The sequence below is a fragment of the Streptomyces sp. SID8374 genome, assembly GCF_009865135.1.
Lineage (GTDB): Bacteria > Actinomycetota > Actinomycetes > Streptomycetales > Streptomycetaceae > Streptomyces.
The window spans coordinates 1583040-1597943 of record NZ_WWGH01000002.1 but is presented as its reverse complement, the minus strand read 5'-3'; the positions used below and the strand labels follow the sequence as shown (position 1 = coordinate 1597943).

Here is a 14904-nt window from a genome sequence, read left to right as displayed (position 1 = left end):
CTTCACGAAGGCCTCGCCCCGGGGCCTGCCCCGCCCGGTGGTGCTACTCGCCGCCGCCGAAGGCCGCGTCGAAGGAGGCCGACGGCGGGTCGAAGTCGAACCGCTTGAGGCTGGCAAGCGCTTCCGGAGCGCCGGTCAGCCGGTCCATGCCCGCGTCCTCCCACTCCACCGAGATGGGGCCCTCGTAGCCGATGGACCTCAGCATCCGGAACACGTCCTCCCACGGCACGTCACCGTGGCCGGCGGAGACGAAGTCCCAGCCGCGCCGGGGGTCTCCCCACGGCAGGTGCGAGCCGAGGCGGCCGTTGCGGCCGTCGAGGCGCTTGCGGGCCTCCTTGCAGTCCACGTGGTAGATCCGGTCCCGGAAGTCGTAGAGGAAGCCGACCGGGTCGAGGTCCTGCCAGACGAAGTGGCTCGGGTCGAAGTTCAGCCCGAACGCGGGCCGGTGGTCCACCGCTTCCAGGGCGCGCTTGGTGGTCCAGTAGTCGTACGCGATCTCGCTCGGGTGCACCTCGTGGGCGAAGCGCACCCCCTCCGCGTCGAAGACGTCCAGGATCGGGTTCCAGCGCTCCGCGAAGTCCTCGTACCCCCGGTCGATCATGTGCGGCGGGACCGGCGGGAACATCGCGACCAGGTGCCAGATCGAGGAGCCGGTGAACCCGATGACCGTGTCCACCCCGAAGGCGGCGGCCGCCCGGGCGGTGTCCGCGATCTCGGCGGCGGCCCGCTGCCGTACGCCTTCGGCCTCGCCGTCGCCCCAGATGCGGGCGGGCACGATGCCCTGGTGGCGTTCGTCGATCGGGTGGTCGCAGACGGCCTGGCCCACCAGGTGGTTGGAGATGGCGAAGCACTTCAGCCCGTACCTGTCCAGCAATTGGTGCCTGCTGTCCAGGTAGCCGGGGTCGGCGAGCGCCTTGTCGACCTCGAAGTGGTCGCCCCAGCAGGCGAGTTCGAGACCGTCGTAACCGAAGTCGCGGGCGTGCTTGCAGACCTCCTCCAGCGGAAGGTCGGCCCACTGGCCGGTGAACAGGGTGAAGGGGCGGGGCATGGGCGACTGCCTCCTAGGACGAGGGGACCGGAGTGTGTACGGAGTTCTTGGCGGCGCTCTCCTCTACGGCGGCGAGCACCCGCTGGACCTGGAGGCCGTCCGCGAACGAGGGCCGGGGCGGGAGGCCTTCGGCGATCGTGCGGACCACGTCACGGGCCTGGTGGACGAAGGTGTGCTCGTACCCGAGGGCGTGGCCCGGCGGCCACCAGGCCTCCAGGTAGGGGTGTTCGGGCTCGGTGACCAGGATGCGGCGGAAGCCGGCGGTGGCGGCGGGCTCGGTGTGGTCGTGGAAGGAGAGCTCGTTGAGCCGTTCCAGGTCGAAGGCGAGCGAGCCCAGCTCCCCGTTGATCTCCAGCCGCAGCGCGTTCTTGCGCCCGGCCGCCATCCGGGTCGCCTCGAAGGAGGCCAGCGCACCGGAGGCGAGGCGCCCGGTGAAGATCGCCGCGTCGTCCACTGTCACCTCACCCCGCTCGACCGCGTCGGCGCTGCCGGAGAGCCCGGCCGAGGCCCCGGAGAGCAGGGGCCGCTCCCGTACGAAGGTCTCGGCCACCGCCGACACCCCGGTCAGCAGCTCCCCCGCCAGGTACTGGGCGAGGTCGACGATGTGCGCCCCCAGGTCGCCCAGCGCACCCGATCCGGCGTGTTCGCGCTTGAGCCGCCAGGTGAGCGGGGAGGCCGGGTCGACGAGCCAGTCCTGGAGGTAGCTGGCGCGTACGTGGCGCAGGGGGCCGAGGCGGCCGTCCGCGATGAGCTGCCGGGCGAAGGTGATGGCGGGCACCTTGCGGTAGTTGAAGCCCACGATCGCCACCTGGCCGCGCGCCTCGGCCGCCTCGGCGGCGCGGACCATCGCCTCCGCCTCGGCGACCGTGTTGGCGAGCGGCTTCTCGCACAGCACGTGCTTGCCCGCCTCCAGGGCGGCGATGGCGATCTCCGCATGGCTGTCGCCCGGGGTGCAGATGTCGATCAGCTGCACATCGTCCCGGGCGATCAGCGCCCGCCAGTCGGTCTCGGCCGCCGCCCAGCCGTGCCGGGCGGCGGCGGCGTCGACCGCCGCACGGTCGCGTCCGCAGATCGCGGCGAGAGAGGGCCGCACCGGCAGGTCGAAGACGTGTCCGGCGGTGCGCCACCCCTGGGAGTGGGCGGCGCCCATGAACGCGTATCCGACCATGCCGACCCCGAGCGTTGCTCGCGCCTGCGGCGGTGCTGCGGTCTGCGCTTCCGTCTCTTGACTACGGGCCATGCGGACTTCCTCCTCATCGGTGTGCGGTAACGGGCCGGGGGATGCGCTCGCCGCATCCCCCGCGGACCCGGTCAGTTGAAGCCCGTCGGCAGGTACTGGTCGATGTTGTCCTTGGTGACCACGGCCGAGTACAGGGTCAGGGAGGTCGGGATCTCCATCTCGGAGAGGCCGCTGATGCCCTTGCTCTGGCCCAGGGCGCGCGCCAGGTCGATGGCGGACGCGGCCATCGTCGGCGGGTAGAGGACGGTCGCCTTGATGACCGAGTTGTCGGCCTTGATGGCGTCCATCGCGGACTTGGCGCCCGCGCCGCCGACCATGATGAACTCGTCGCGGCCCGCCTGCTGGATGGCGCGGAGCGCGCCCACGCCCTGGTCGTCGTCGTGGTTCCACAGGGCGTCGAACTGCTTCTGTGCCTGGAGGAGTTGGGCCATCTTCGCCTGGCCGGACTCGACGGTGAAGTCGGCGGCCTGACGGGCCACCAGCTTGATGTTGGAGTAGTTCTTGAGCGCGTCGGCGAAGCCCTGGCTGCGCTGCTTGGTCAGCTCCAGGTTGTCGATGCCCGCCAGCTCCACGACCTTGGCGTCGGCCTTGCCCTTGAGCTGTTCGCCGATGTAGTGCCCGGCGTTGAGGCCCATGCCGTAGTTGTCGCCGCCGACCCAGCAGCGGTAGGCCTGCGGGGAGGCGAAGATGCGGTCCAGGTTGACGACGGGGATGCCCGCCCGCATCGCCTCCAGGCCGACCTGGGTCAGCGCCTTGCCGTCGGCGGGGAGGATGACGAGGACGTCGACCTTCTTGTTGATGAGGGTCTTGACCTGGCCGATCTGGGCGGCGGTGTCGTTGGAGCCCTCGGTGATCTCCAGCGTCACCTCGCTGTACTTCTCCGCCCGGGACTTGGCGTTCACGTTGATGGCGTTGAGCCAGCCGTGGTCGGCCTGCGGTCCGGCGAATCCGATGGTGACGGGCTTGCCCGGCTTGTCGTCGGCGGCGGGCTGGCTGTTGCCGGCGGGCTCCGCGTTCTTCGGCTCGTTGCTGGTGCAGGCGGTGAGGAGGGCGCCCGTGGAGACGGCTGCGGCTCCGAACAGCAGCCCTCTGCGGCTGGTTTCTGGCATGGCGGTCTGACCCTTCATCCGGTGGGTGACGTGCGAAATGCGGCTCAGGACGGGGAAGTACGGTTCAGGCGGGGCGGGTTGCTCAGGTTTCGCCGCCGCGCAGGGTGCGGCGCTGGACGAGGACGGCGGCGACGATGATGGCGCCCTTGGCGATCTGCTGGACATCGCTCTGGAGGTTGTTGAGCGCGAAGATGTTGGTGATGGTGGTGAAGATCAGGACGCCGAGTACGGAGCCGACGATGGTGCCGCGGCCGCCGCTGAGCAGGGTGCCGCCGATGATCGCGGCGGCGATGGCGTCGAGTTCGTACAGGTTGCCGTTGGTGTTCTGGCCGGAGCCGGAGAGCACGATCAGCATGAAGGCGGCGATGCCGCAGCAGAGCCCGGAGAGCAGATAGAGGTAGAGGCGCTGGCGGCGGACGTCGATCCCGGCGAGCCGGGCGGCCTCCGCGTTGCCGCCGACGGCGACCGTGCGGCGGCCGAAGGTGGTGCGGTTGAGGATCAGCCAGCCGATGACGGTGACCGCGGCGAACATGATGACCAGCGGCGGAATCCCCAGGAAGTAGGAGTCCGGCAGGCCGAGGCTGAGGACCGAGTCGACGGTGACGATCTGGGTCTTGCCGTCGGTGATCATGAGGGCGAGGCCGCGCGCCGAGGCGAGCATGGCCAGCGTCGCGATGAACGGGACCATTCCCCCGTACGCGATGAGGACGCCGTTCACCAGTCCTGCGGCCAGGCCGACGACCACGGCGGTGAAGGCGATGCCCGCGAAGCCGTACTCCTGGGTGGCCAGAGTGGTGGCCCAGACCGAGGCGAGGGCGACCATCGCCCCGACGGAGAGGTCGATGCCGCCGCTGGTGATGACGAAGGTCATGCCGACGGTGACGACCCCGATGACGGAGGCCTGGGTCAGGATCAGCTGGAGGTTCCCGGTGTCCAGGAACGCGTCCGGTTCGGTGATGCCGCCGACCAGGACGAGTGCGGCGAGGACACCGAGCAGGGACAGGATCCGGACGTCCGGCCGAAGACCGAGCGCGGGCCGGCCGCCACCGCCCGTCTTCGAGGGGGGCGTGTCGGCGGGGCCGGTGAGGGCCCCCTTGTCCGGCCCGTTGTGCTGCGCCGACGGGGCGGGCTGTGTCATGGCGTCGGGCTCCCTTCCATCACGAGGTCGAGTACGCGGTGCTCGTCCAGCTCCTGGGCGGGGGCCGTGTGCACGACCTGTCCCTCCCGGAGCACCAGCACCCGGTCGGCGAGGCCCAGGACTTCGGGCACTTCGCTGGAGACGAGCAGGACGGCGAGGCCTTCGTCGGCCAGCCGGCGGATCACGGCATAGAGCTCGGCGCGGGCGCCGACGTCGACGCCACGGGTGGGTTCGTCCAGCAGCAGGACCCGGCAGCCGCGCAGCAGCCAGCGGGCCAGGACCGCCTTCTGCTGGTTGCCGCCGGAGAGGGTGCGGATCGGTGTGTCCGGGTTGTCCGGCCGCAGGGAGAGTTCGCGGGTGGCCTGCCGCGCGGACCGCCGCTCGCCGCCCCGGTCGATCCAGCCCACCCGGGCGAACCGGGAGAGCGAGGAGACGGAGACGTTACGGGTCACGGACTCGGTCATCAGCAGGGCCTGGGCCTTGCGCTCCTCGGGGGCGAGGCCGATCCCGGCGGCGACGGCGGCGCGGACGCTGCCGGGCCTGAGCTGCTTCCCGCCGACGGTGACGGTCCCGGTGCTCGCCTTGCGGGCGCCGTAGATCGTCTCCAGGATCTCCGAGCGGCCGGAGCCGACGAGACCGGCGAGGCCGACGATCTCGCCAGGCCGCAGTTCGAGGTCGACGGGCGCGAACTCGCCCTGACGGGAGAGGTTTTGGACCCGGAGGACGGGTTCGGCGGTGTTGACCTGGGCCTCGTCCGGGCGCGGCGGGAAGACGTACTCGACATCGCGGCCGGTCATCATGGCAACGATGTCGCGTGTCGGGGTGTCCGCTGCGGGGAGGCCCACCGCGACCGCCCGGCCGTCCTTCAGCACGGTGACCCGGTCGCCGATGCGGCGGATCTCCTCCAGCCGGTGCGAGATGTAGACGACGGCGACCCCGTCGGCGGTCAGGCCGTCGACGATGCGGAAGAGGTTGTCGACCTCGTCGGGGTCGAGTGCGGCGGAGGGCTCGTCCATCACGATGAGCCGTACGTCGTGGGAGAGCGCCCGCGCCATGGAGACGATCTGCTGCTGGGCGGCGGAGAGGGAGCCGACCGGGCGGCCGGGGTCGATCTCCGGGTGGCCGAGGCGGGCCAGCAGCGCCTTCGCGGCCGAACGCCCCTCCCCCGTACGGACGATGAATCCCGCGCTGGTCGGCTCATGGCCGAGGAAGACGTTCTCGGCGACCGACAGCCCTTCCACCAGGTCGAGTTCCTGGTAGATCGTGGCAATTCCCAGGCGCATGGCGGCGATCGGGGACTTGAGCCGGACCGCCACGCCGCGCCAGGTGATCTCGCCGTCGTCGGGCTGGTGGGCTCCGGCGAGCACCTTGATGAGGGTGGACTTGCCCGCGCCGTTCTGGCCGAGGAGGCAGTGGACCTCGCCGGCCTGTACCTCCAGGTCGACGCCGTCCAGGGCGCGTACGCCGGGGAAGGACTTGGTGATGCCGGACATGGTGAGCAGGGGTGGTTCTGGTGCCATGACGAATCCCCTCGGCGAATGGGGTCTCCCCTGCCCCGGCGGGGTGCCGGGCGTTCGGGAGGGCCGGTGAGCGGGCGGGGCGCAGGGCTGGAGGTGCCGTGGAGCCGGCGGCACCGCGAGCGGCTGCTGACCAGGGGTACCTGACGAGTACCTGACCAAAGCGGGGTGGTACGGAGCGCGGAACGGTGGGGCGTACGGATCGGTGGGGCGTACGGGACACGGAACGGTGGTGCGTACGGTGCCGGCGGCGGCGCGGGGCGCTGCTCACCGGCCCCGGGGTCAGGCCGGTGAGAAGAGGTGGTCGCTGATGAGGCGGGCCGCGCCGATCACTCCGGCGGTGGGGCCCAACTCGCCCAGCACGATGGGGAGGTTGCCGGTGGCCAGGGGCAGGGACTGCCGGTAGACCTGGGTGCGGACACTGGCGAGGAGGTTGTGACCGAGGCCGGTGACCCCGCCGCCGATCACCACCAGACCGGGATTGAAGAAGCTGACGAGACCGGCGATGACCTGCCCGACCCGGTTGCCGCCCTCGCGGATCAGGTCGAGTGCGGCCGCGTCCCCGGCCGCCGCGGCGGCGGCCACATCGGCGGCGGTGAGGCGTCCGGCCGCCTCCAGCCGGGCCGCGAGCTCGGGCGAGCGGCCCTCACGGGCGGCGTCCTCCGCGTCGCGGGCCAGGGCGGCCCCGCTGAAGTGGGCTTCCAGGCAGCCCTTGTTGCCGCAGGCGCAGGCCCGGCCGTCCGGTTCCACCTGGATGTGCCCGATGTCCCCGGCGCTGCCCGTCGTCCCCCGGTAGACCTCACCGCCGACGACGATCCCGCAGCCGATACCCGTACCGATCTTGACGCAGAGGAAGTCGCCCACGGAGCGGGCGACGCCCGCGTGCTGCTCCCCCATCGCCATCAGGTTCACGTCGTTGTCGACCATGACGGGGCAGCCCAGATCCTGGCTGAGCGCCTCGCGGACCGGGAAACCGTCCCAGCCGGGCATGATCGGCGGCGCGACCGGCACGCCCTCGGGGAAGCGGACAGGTCCGGGGACCCCGATGCCCGCGCCGTCGAAGCCCTCGGCGAGGCCGGAGGCCCGGAGCTTGGCCGCCATCGCCAGGACCTGCTCGAAGACCGCGACCGGGCCCTCGCGCACGTCCATCGGCTGGTTGAGGTGGCCCAGGACCTCCAACTCCGCGTTGGTGACGGCCACATCGATGGAGGTGGCGCCGATGTCGACCCCGAGGAACCGCAGTTCGGGGGCGAGCCGGATGTTGTGCGAGCGGCGCCCGCCACGGGATGCGGCGAGCCCGTCGGCGACCACCAGGCCGGTCTCCAGCAGCCGGTCCACCTCGACGGCGAGCTTGGAGCGCGAGAGATCGACCTGGTCACCCAGCTGGGCACGGGAGTTGGGCCCCCCGTCGCGCAGCAGTCGGAGCAGCCGTGCCTGATGCGCGTTCGCGGGTCGTGCCGTCATACGTCTCACGCGTCCCTCCCCGCCACATCCGGCCAGTCCGTCGGGCTTTCGAGGGGAACGTAGCAGCGCTTTCCCGGAGTGGGAAGAAGTTGCGCAGGAATCGGCCCCAACTTTCTCCACACTCAGGACAAAGCCCGGGCGGGGCGGCTCCGGAGGGGCTCAGGGGCAGCGGATGACCTGTCCGGCGTACGAGAGGTTTCCGCCGAAACCGAAGAGCAGCACGGGCGCCCCGGAGGCGACCTCGCCGCGCTCCACGAGCTTGGAGAGCGCCATCGGGATGGAGGCGGCGGAGGTGTTGCCGGAGTCGACCACGTCCCGCGCGATGACCGCGTTGACCGCGCCGATCTTCCGGGCGACCGGTTCGATGATCCGCAGATTGGCCTGGTGCAGGACGACGGCGGCCAGGTCCTCGGGGGCGACGCCCGCCTTCTCGCAGACCTTGCGGGCGATCGGGGGCAGCTGGGTGGTGGCCCAGCGGTAGACGGACTGGCCCTCCTGCGCGAAGCGCGGCGGCGTGCCCTCGATCCGTACGGCGTTGCCCATCTCCGGCACCGATCCCCACAGCACCGGACCGATCCCGGGGCCGCCCGGGGCGTCGGGGGCGGACGGGTCGGCGGTGACGACGGCGGCGCCCGCGCCGTCGCCGAGCAGGACGCAGGTGGTGCGGTCGGTCCAGTCCGCGATGTCGGCCATCTTGTCGGCGCCGATGACCAGCGCGCGGGTCGCCGCACCGGCCCGGATCGTGTGGTCGGCGACGGCCAGGGCGTGGGTGAAGCCCGAGCAGACCACGTTGATGTCCATCACGGCGGGTGACCCCATGGAGAGCCGCGCCGCGACCCGGGCCGACATGCTCGGGGAGCGGTCGATGGCGGTGGAAGTGGCCACCAGTACCAGATCGATGTCGGAGGGCTGGAGACCGGCGGCGGCCAGCGCCTTGGCGCCGGCGTGCGCGGCCAGTTCGTCGACCGGCTCGTCGGGGCCGCCCACGTGCCGGGTCTTGATGCCGACCCGGCTCGTGATCCACTCGTCGCTCGTGTCGACCAGGGCCGCCAGATCGTCGTTGGTGAGCACCTTGGCGGGCTGATAGTGGCCGAGCGCCACGACACGTGAGCCGGTCATACGGGTTCCCATCGTTACGTAGGGCAGGAAACATCCAGTCTTGGTGGCTACCGTCCGGTACGGGGGCACGTGATCCCACAGGAAACCGGCCCACACGTTGGAGCATTGACAACAGCCTCACCTGCATGCTCCCCCGACCGTCCGTTCGGGGGGCCCGCCCACGCGGCGGCGACGCCGTACCGCGTGTGCAGGACAATGACAGGGCCAGGCTTCGGCCCGACCCACGGCCGGGAGCTCCGCACACCGACAGAATCGGGTTCAGCCTCATGGGACGGGTCACCGAGCGCCGCCGCACCCTCCGCATCCGGGACGGGGCCGTCTCCTCCCGCGCCGACACGCTCGTCGCGGAGGAGCCCCTGGAGATCCGGCTGAACGGGAAGCCGCTGGCCATCACGATGCGCACACCGGGTGACGACTTCGCGCTCGCCGCCGGGTTCCTGGTGAGTGAGGGTGTGATCGCCGAGGGCGGTGAGGTGCAGTCCATCGTCTACTGCGCCGGGGCGACCGCCGACGGCGTGAACACGTACAACGTGGTGGACGTGAAGCTCGCGCCCGGCGTGGTCGTCCCCGACATCACGCTGGAGCGGAACGTCTACACCACCTCCTCGTGCGGCCTGTGCGGCAAGGCCAGCCTGGACGCCGTCCGCACGACCACCCGCCATCCGGTCGGCGACACTCCCCCGGTCCGCGTCACGCCCGAGCTGCTCTCCGCCCTCCCGGACCGGCTGAGGGCCGCGCAGAAGGTCTTCGACCGGACCGGTGGACTGCACGCGGCGGCCCTCTTCTCCGAGGAGGGCGAGCTGCTGGACGTACGGGAGGACGTGGGCCGCCACAACGCGGTCGACAAGCTGGTCGGGCGGGCGCTGACGGACGGGCGGCTGCCGCTGTCGCGGGCGGTGCTGCTGGTGTCGGGGCGGGCCTCGTTCGAGCTGGCGCAGAAGGCGGTGATGGCCGGGATCCCGGTGCTCGCGGCGGTCTCGGCGCCGTCCTCGCTGGCGGTGGACCTGGCGGCGGAGAGCGGGCTGACCCTGGTGGGGTTCCTGCGGGGGCCCTCGATGAACGTGTACGCCGGTGAGCACCGGATCGCGTTGGAGGCGGAGGTCCCCCGGGGGTGAGGCTTCTGCGGGCTCAGGTCACCGTGGCCGGCGCCCGTGACGCGGAGCCCTCCCTGTCCCGCCCCTCCTCCGGGTCCCGCGAGCGGCGCTTGGCGATGACCGCGCAGACCATCAGCTGCATCTGGTGGAAGAGCATCAGCGGCAGCACGGCCAGGCTCGCGTGCGCCCCGAACAGCACGCTCGCCATCGGCAGTCCCGCCGCCAGGCTCTTCTTGGACCCGGCGAACTGGATGGCGATCCGGTCCTCCCGGTCGAAGCCGAGCCGCCGTGACCCGTACCAGGTCAGCGTGAGCATCACGACCAGCAGGACCGCCTCGGCCCCGAGCAGGGCACCGAGCCGGGCGGGGGTGACCTGGCTCCAGACCCCGGCGACCATGCCCTCGCTGAACGCGGTGTAGACGACCAGCAGGATCGATCCGCGGTCCACCAGCCCGAGCACCTTCTTGTGGCGGGTCAGGAATCCGCCGACCCAGCGGCGCAGGAACTGCCCGGCGAGGAACGGCACGAGCAGCTGGAGCACGATCTTCAGCAGCGAGTCCGCCGAGAACCCGCCGCCGGTGGAGCCGAGCAGGAGCGCGGCGAGCAGTGGCGTGAGGAAGATCCCGGCGAGGCTGGAGAAGGAACCGGCGCACATCGCGGCGGGCACGTTCCCCCGGGCCATCGAGGTGAAGGCGATCGAGGACTGGATCGTCGACGGTACGAGGCAGAGGAAGAGGAAGCCCGCCTGGAGCTCGGGCGTCAGCACGTACGGCACCAGCCCCCCGCTCGCCAGCCCGAGGAGCGGGAAGACGAGGAACGTGCAGGCCAGGACGGTGAGGTGGAGCCGCCAGTGCTTCAGCCCGTCGAGTGCCTCGGTGGTGGAGAGCCGGGCGCCGTAGAGGAAGAAGAGCAGGGCGACCGCCCCGGTGGAGGCCCCGCCCGCCACGTCGGCGGCCGTGCCGCGCGCGGGCAGCAGCGCGGCGAGGACGACCGTGCCGACCAGCGCCAGGATGTACGCGTCGACCGGCAGCCAGGACGGCAGGGAGAGGGTGCGGCGGCGGCTGCTCATGGGCTCCACGTTCTCTTCGGCTCGCTGTCGTGCCCCACCATCCTGCCCGGACTCCGGCGATCGGGAATCCCTCATACCGCTCTGACTGTCATCACGTAACGCGATAGGAAGGTCTAGCGTGGTGGCCGTGGACACCTCCTACGACCCCGCCCAGCTCCGTACCTTCCTCGCCGTCGCCCAGACCCTGAGCTTCACCCAGGCCGCCCGCCGCCTCGGCATCCGGCAGTCCACGGTCAGCCAGCACGTGCGGCGGCTGGAGGAGGCGACCGGGCGGCAGCTGTTCGCCCGGGACACCCACCGGGTCGACCTGACCGAGGCCGGCGAGGCGATGCTCGGCTTCGCCCGGACGATCCTCGCGGCGCACGAGCGGGCGGCGGCGTTCTTCGCGGGCACCCGGCTGCGCGGCCGGCTCCGCTTCGGCGCCTCGGAGGACTTCGTACTGACCCGGCTGCCGGAGATCCTGGAGTCCTTCCGCCGCGACCATCCGGAGGTCGAACTGGAACTCACGGTGGAGCTGTCCGGGACGCTGCACCGGCAGCTGGAGGCGGGCAGGCTGGACCTGGTGCTGGCGAAGCGGAGGACCGGCGACACCCACGGCGAGCTGGTGTGGCAGGACGCCCTGGACTGGATCGGCGCGCCCCGGCTGCGGATCGACCCGGAACGCCCGGTGCCGCTCATCGTCTTCCCGCCGCCGGGCATCACCCGGGCCCGCGCCCTGGAGGTGCTGGAGGAGCACGGGCGGTCCTGGCGGATCGCGTGTACGAGTACGAGCCTGAGCGCCCTGGTCGCGGCGGCGCGGGCGGGGCTCGGGGTGATGGTGCACTCGCGGGGGCTGATCCCGCCGGGGCTCGTACCGGTTCCGGCCAGGGCGGGGCTGCCGGAGCCGGGCGGTGTCGACTTCGTCCTGCTGCACGGGGACCGCCGGGGCGGGGCGCTGGAGGCTGCGGACGCACTGGCGGGGGCGATCCTGGCGGGCGGGGACCGGCTGCACCGGGGCATCGGCGACTGACCGACCGGCGCAGAGCGTTCGACAGCGGAACAGAGCACCTCACATCCACTCGAATCCGGAGTGATCACCACGGTCGGATTCGGTGGAGATTTGGCCGCGAGCCGCTTACTCCTCCGTCAGAAGTGCGCCCGAGCCTTGCCCATCTGGCCGGATTTCGACGGTTGACCTCTGCGAATGCCACGTTTTACGCGGGGTTCGGACCCTCCCGCCCGGCCCCCGGTTGGGGTAGCGTCGCGGCGCTGTGCGGAGCGCCCCGAGGAGCAGGTCATTGCGTGAATTCACTGTCCCACCCCTGGCCGCGGCGCCCCAAGTCGGCGGTTTGGCCGATGCGGTCTTCGAGTACGCGGAGGACGATCCTCAGCGGGTCGCGTTCGGCCGCAAGGACGCGGGCGGGCAGTGGCGGGATGTGACGTCGGAGGCGTTCCGCGACGAGGTGCTGGCGCTGGCCAAAGGGCTGATCGCGCACGGCATCCGGTTCGGCGACCGGGTCGCCCTCATGTCCCGTACCCGGTACGAGTGGACGCTCTTCGACTTCGCGATCTGGTCGGTGGGCGCGCAGTCGGTGCCCGTCTACCCGACGTCGTCGGCCGAGCAGGTCCACTGGATGCTGCACGACGCCGAGGTGGTGGCGGTGATGGTGGAGCACGAGGACCACGCGATGACCGTCGGTTCGGTGATCGACCGGCTGCCGCACCTCAAGCGGCTGTGGCAGCTGGACGCCGGTGCGGTGGACGAGCTGGTCGGCGCGGGCGGGATGGTCGACGACGAGGTGGTGCACCGGCACCGGCGGGCGGTGACGCCCGAGTCCGTGGCGACGGTGATCTACACCTCGGGCACGACGGGCCGCCCCAAGGGGTGCGTGATCACGCATGCGAGCTTCATGTTCGAGAGCGACACGATGGTCGCCCGCTGGGAGCCGGTGTTCCACTCCCGGCCCGGCGACGAGGCGGCCACCCTGCTCTTCCTCCCGCTGGCGCACGTCTTCGGCCGGATGGTGGAGATCGCGGCGGTACGCGGCCGGGTCAAGCTCGGCCACCAGCCGGAGCTGTCGGCCCAGGCCCTGATGCCGGACCTGGTGACGTTCCGGCCCACCTTCATCCTGGCGGTGCCGTACATCTTCGAGAAGGTCTTCAACGGCGCCCGGCGCAAGGCCGAGGCGGAGGGCAGGGCCGGGCCGTTCGACAAGGCGGTCGACATCGCGGTGAAGTACGCGGAGGCGCTGGAGCAGAAGGCGTTCGGCCTCGGTCCCGGGCCGTCGGCCGGGCTGCGGGTTCAGCACCAGTTCTTCGACAAGGTCGTCTACAAGAAGGTCCGCGACGCGATGGGCGGCCGGGTGCGCCACGCGATGTCGGGCGGCTCGGGCATGAACCGCCGGCTCGGCCTGTTCTTCGCGGGCGCCGGGGTGAGCGTCTTCGAGGGGTACGGGCTGACCGAGACCACCGCGGCGGCCACCGCCAACCCGCCCGAGCGCACCCGGTACGGCACGGTCGGGCTGCCCATCCCCGGCACGTCGGTGCACATCGCGGACGACGGTGAGGTGTGGGTGCACGGCCCCAACGTCTTCTCCGGCTATCTGGGCAACCCCGCGGCCACCCGGGCCACGATGGAGGACGGCTGGCTGGCCACCGGGGACCTCGGTTCGCTGGACGAGGACGGCTATCTCACGATCACCGGGCGGAAGAAGGAGATTTTGGTGACGTCCGGTGGCAAGAGCGTGTCGCCGGCCGGCCTGGAGGAGCGGGTGCGGGCCCACCCCCTGGTCGCCCAGTGCATCGTCGTCGGCAACGACCGCCCGTACATCGCGGCCCTGGTCACCGTCGACCAGGAGGCCGTGGAGCACTGGCTCACCATGCAGGGGCGCACGCCGCTGGGCCCCGCCGAGATGGTGCGCGATCCGGACCTGGAGATGGAGGTCCGCCGGGCGGTGGTGGCCGCCAACACGGCGGTCTCGCAGGCCGAGTCGATCCGTACGTTCCGGATACTGGCCCACCCGTTCACCGAGGAGCACGGGCTGCTGACGCCCTCGCTGAAGCTGAAGCGCAAGGCGATCGAGACGGCGTACGAGGTCGAGGTGGACGCGCTCTACCACTGACCGGCCCGCGCGATTCCGGATCATGGAACGGGAATGCCTGCGGGCACCCGCTCGTTGTCGTGGGGAGTACCAACCGACGACGTTAGGATCGACCGCTCGTGAGCCAGGTCCCCTCCATCACCCTCAACAACGGCCTCGAAATGCCGCAGCTCGGTTTCGGTGTCTGGCAGGTGCCGGACGACGAGGCGGCGAAGGCGGTCGCGAAGGCCATCGAATCCGGGTACCGGTCCATCGACACCGCCGCGATCTACGAGAACGAGGTGGGCACCGGCAAGGCCATCGCCGCCTCCGGGGTCGCCCGTGACGAGCTCTTCGTCACCACGAAGCTGTGGAACAGCGAGCAGGGCCACGACAGCACGCTGCGCGCCTTCGACGCCTCGCTGGACAAGCTCGGTCTGGACTACGTCGACCTGTATCTCATCCACTGGCCCGTCCCGGCCAAGGACGCGTACACCGAGACGTACAGGGCGTTCGAGAAGATCTACGCCGACGGCCGGGCCAAGGCGATCGGTGTGTCGAACTTCCACCCCGAGCACCTGAAGCGGCTGCTGGACGAGACCTCCGTGGTCCCCGTCCTCAACCAGATCGAGTTGCACCCCCAGCTCCAGCAGGCCGAGGCGCGCGCCTTCCACGCGGAGCACGGCATCGCCACCGAGGCCTGGTCGCCGCTGGGCCAGGGCAAGGGCCTCCTGGAGGTGCCGACGGTCGTCGCCATCGCCCAGAAGCACGGCCGCACCCCCGCCCAGGCAGTCCTGCGCTGGCACTTGCAGACCGGCAACATCGTGATCCCGAAGTCCGTGACCCCGGCGCGGATCGAGGAGAACATCGACGTGTTCGGTTTCGAGCTGGACGCCGACGACCTCGCCGCCTTCGCGGCGCTGGACGAGGGCAAGCGGCTCGGCCCGGACCCGGCGGAGTTCAACCTCGGCGCCTGAGCGTCAGCTTCGTCCGGCGCCCCCACCGTCCCGTCGGTGGGGGCGCCTTCGGTCATCGACTCCCGGGGGA

12 protein-coding genes are annotated in these 14904 nt (G+C 71.3%); 4 read left to right on the top strand and 8 right to left on the bottom strand.

The genetic code is table 11. From position 1 onward, the window contains the following. Nucleotides 1–43 precede the first annotated feature (43 nt). The 7 genes from GTY67_RS30435 to GTY67_RS30405 all read right to left on the bottom strand — a co-directional run bounded on the left by GTY67_RS30435 (nucleotide 44) and on the right by GTY67_RS30405 (nucleotide 8635). The gene (locus GTY67_RS30435) at nucleotides 44–1048 is read right to left on the bottom strand and encodes a sugar phosphate isomerase/epimerase family protein (RefSeq protein ID WP_093693752.1); all 1005 of its coding nucleotides are present in this window, start codon (nucleotides 1046–1048) and stop codon (nucleotides 44–46) included. Nucleotides 1049–1061: 13 nt separating this feature from the next. After that, the gene (locus tag GTY67_RS30430; protein ID WP_161281154.1) at nucleotides 1062–2288 is read right to left on the bottom strand and encodes a Gfo/Idh/MocA family oxidoreductase; all 1227 of its coding nucleotides are present in this window, start codon (nucleotides 2286–2288) and stop codon (nucleotides 1062–1064) included. A 71-nt stretch (nucleotides 2289–2359) separates the two neighbouring features. Beyond that, nucleotides 2360–3397, bottom strand: coding sequence for a substrate-binding domain-containing protein (locus GTY67_RS30425; protein ID WP_093693773.1), 1038 nt, complete (start codon nucleotides 3395–3397; stop codon nucleotides 2360–2362). A gap of 82 nt (nucleotides 3398–3479) precedes the next feature. Next, a complete protein-coding gene (locus GTY67_RS30420) occupies nucleotides 3480–4535 on the bottom strand; it encodes an ABC transporter permease (protein WP_093693750.1) in 1056 nt (351 codons plus the stop codon). Continuing rightward, the gene (locus GTY67_RS30415) at nucleotides 4532–6055 is read right to left on the bottom strand and encodes a sugar ABC transporter ATP-binding protein (protein WP_161281153.1); all 1524 of its coding nucleotides are present in this window, start codon (nucleotides 6053–6055) and stop codon (nucleotides 4532–4534) included. Before GTY67_RS30415 ends, GTY67_RS30420 begins: the two co-directional genes overlap by 4 nt. Nucleotides 6056–6334: 279 nt before the next feature. Next, the gene (locus tag GTY67_RS30410; RefSeq protein WP_015612553.1) at nucleotides 6335–7516 is read right to left on the bottom strand and encodes an ROK family transcriptional regulator; all 1182 of its coding nucleotides are present in this window, start codon (nucleotides 7514–7516) and stop codon (nucleotides 6335–6337) included. A 159-nt stretch (nucleotides 7517–7675) separates the two neighbouring features. Further along, nucleotides 7676–8635 carry a beta-ketoacyl-ACP synthase III gene (locus GTY67_RS30405; RefSeq protein WP_093693748.1) on the bottom strand — a complete coding sequence of 320 codons (960 nt, stop codon included), beginning with the start codon at nucleotides 8633–8635 and terminating at the stop codon, nucleotides 7676–7678. Nucleotides 8636–8901: 266 nt separating this feature from the next. Here GTY67_RS30405 and fdhD point away from each other — a divergent pair, with 266 nt between their 5' ends. Then, the gene (gene fdhD / locus GTY67_RS30400) at nucleotides 8902–9750 is read left to right on the top strand and encodes a formate dehydrogenase accessory sulfurtransferase FdhD (RefSeq protein WP_161281152.1); all 849 of its coding nucleotides are present in this window, start codon (nucleotides 8902–8904) and stop codon (nucleotides 9748–9750) included. Nucleotides 9751–9763: 13 nt separating this feature from the next. Here the strand turns inward: fdhD and GTY67_RS30395 are convergent, their stop codons facing one another. After that, a complete protein-coding gene (locus GTY67_RS30395; RefSeq protein ID WP_161281151.1) occupies nucleotides 9764–10798 on the bottom strand; it encodes a bile acid:sodium symporter family protein in 1035 nt (344 codons plus the stop codon). Nucleotides 10799–10925: 127 nt separating this feature from the next. Here GTY67_RS30395 and GTY67_RS30390 point away from each other — a divergent pair, with 127 nt between their 5' ends. From GTY67_RS30390 to GTY67_RS30380, 3 genes are all read left to right on the top strand, one after another. After that, entirely contained in the window at nucleotides 10926–11807 is an 882-nt protein-coding gene (locus GTY67_RS30390) for a LysR substrate-binding domain-containing protein (protein ID WP_161281150.1), read from the top strand. Between the two features lie 292 nt (nucleotides 11808–12099). After that, nucleotides 12100–13899: an AMP-dependent synthetase/ligase gene (locus tag GTY67_RS30385; protein ID WP_161281648.1), complete on the top strand. Its 1800-nt coding sequence runs from the start codon at nucleotides 12100–12102 to the stop codon at nucleotides 13897–13899. A gap of 98 nt (nucleotides 13900–13997) precedes the next feature. Beyond that, complete coding sequence (locus GTY67_RS30380) at nucleotides 13998–14834, top strand: aldo/keto reductase (protein ID WP_161281149.1); 837 nt, start codon at nucleotides 13998–14000, stop codon at nucleotides 14832–14834. The last annotated feature ends 70 nt before the right edge of the window (nucleotides 14835–14904 follow it).

Bases quoted from the DNA above. Each gene is read 5' to 3' on its own strand.
- GTY67_RS30435 (WP_093693752.1), bottom strand. From the start codon at position 1,048: ATGCCCCGCCCCTTCACCCTGTTCACCGGCCAGTGGGCCGACCTTCCG.
- GTY67_RS30430 (WP_161281154.1), bottom strand. From the start codon at position 2,288: ATGGCCCGTAGTCAAGAGACGGAAGCGCAGACCGCAGCACCGCCGCAG.
- GTY67_RS30425 (WP_093693773.1), bottom strand. From the start codon at position 3,397: ATGCCAGAAACCAGCCGCAGAGGGCTGCTGTTCGGAGCCGCAGCCGTC.
- GTY67_RS30420 (WP_093693750.1), bottom strand. From the start codon at position 4,535: ATGACACAGCCCGCCCCGTCGGCGCAGCACAACGGGCCGGACAAGGGG.
- GTY67_RS30415 (WP_161281153.1), bottom strand. From the start codon at position 6,055: ATGGCACCAGAACCACCCCTGCTCACCATGTCCGGCATCACCAAGTCC.
- GTY67_RS30410 (WP_015612553.1), bottom strand. From the start codon at position 7,516: ATGACGGCACGACCCGCGAACGCGCATCAGGCACGGCTGCTCCGACTG.
- GTY67_RS30405 (WP_093693748.1), bottom strand. From the start codon at position 8,635: ATGACCGGCTCACGTGTCGTGGCGCTCGGCCACTATCAGCCCGCCAAG.
- fdhD (WP_161281152.1), top strand. From the start codon at position 8,902: ATGGGACGGGTCACCGAGCGCCGCCGCACCCTCCGCATCCGGGACGGG.
- GTY67_RS30395 (WP_161281151.1), bottom strand. From the start codon at position 10,798: ATGAGCAGCCGCCGCCGCACCCTCTCCCTGCCGTCCTGGCTGCCGGTC.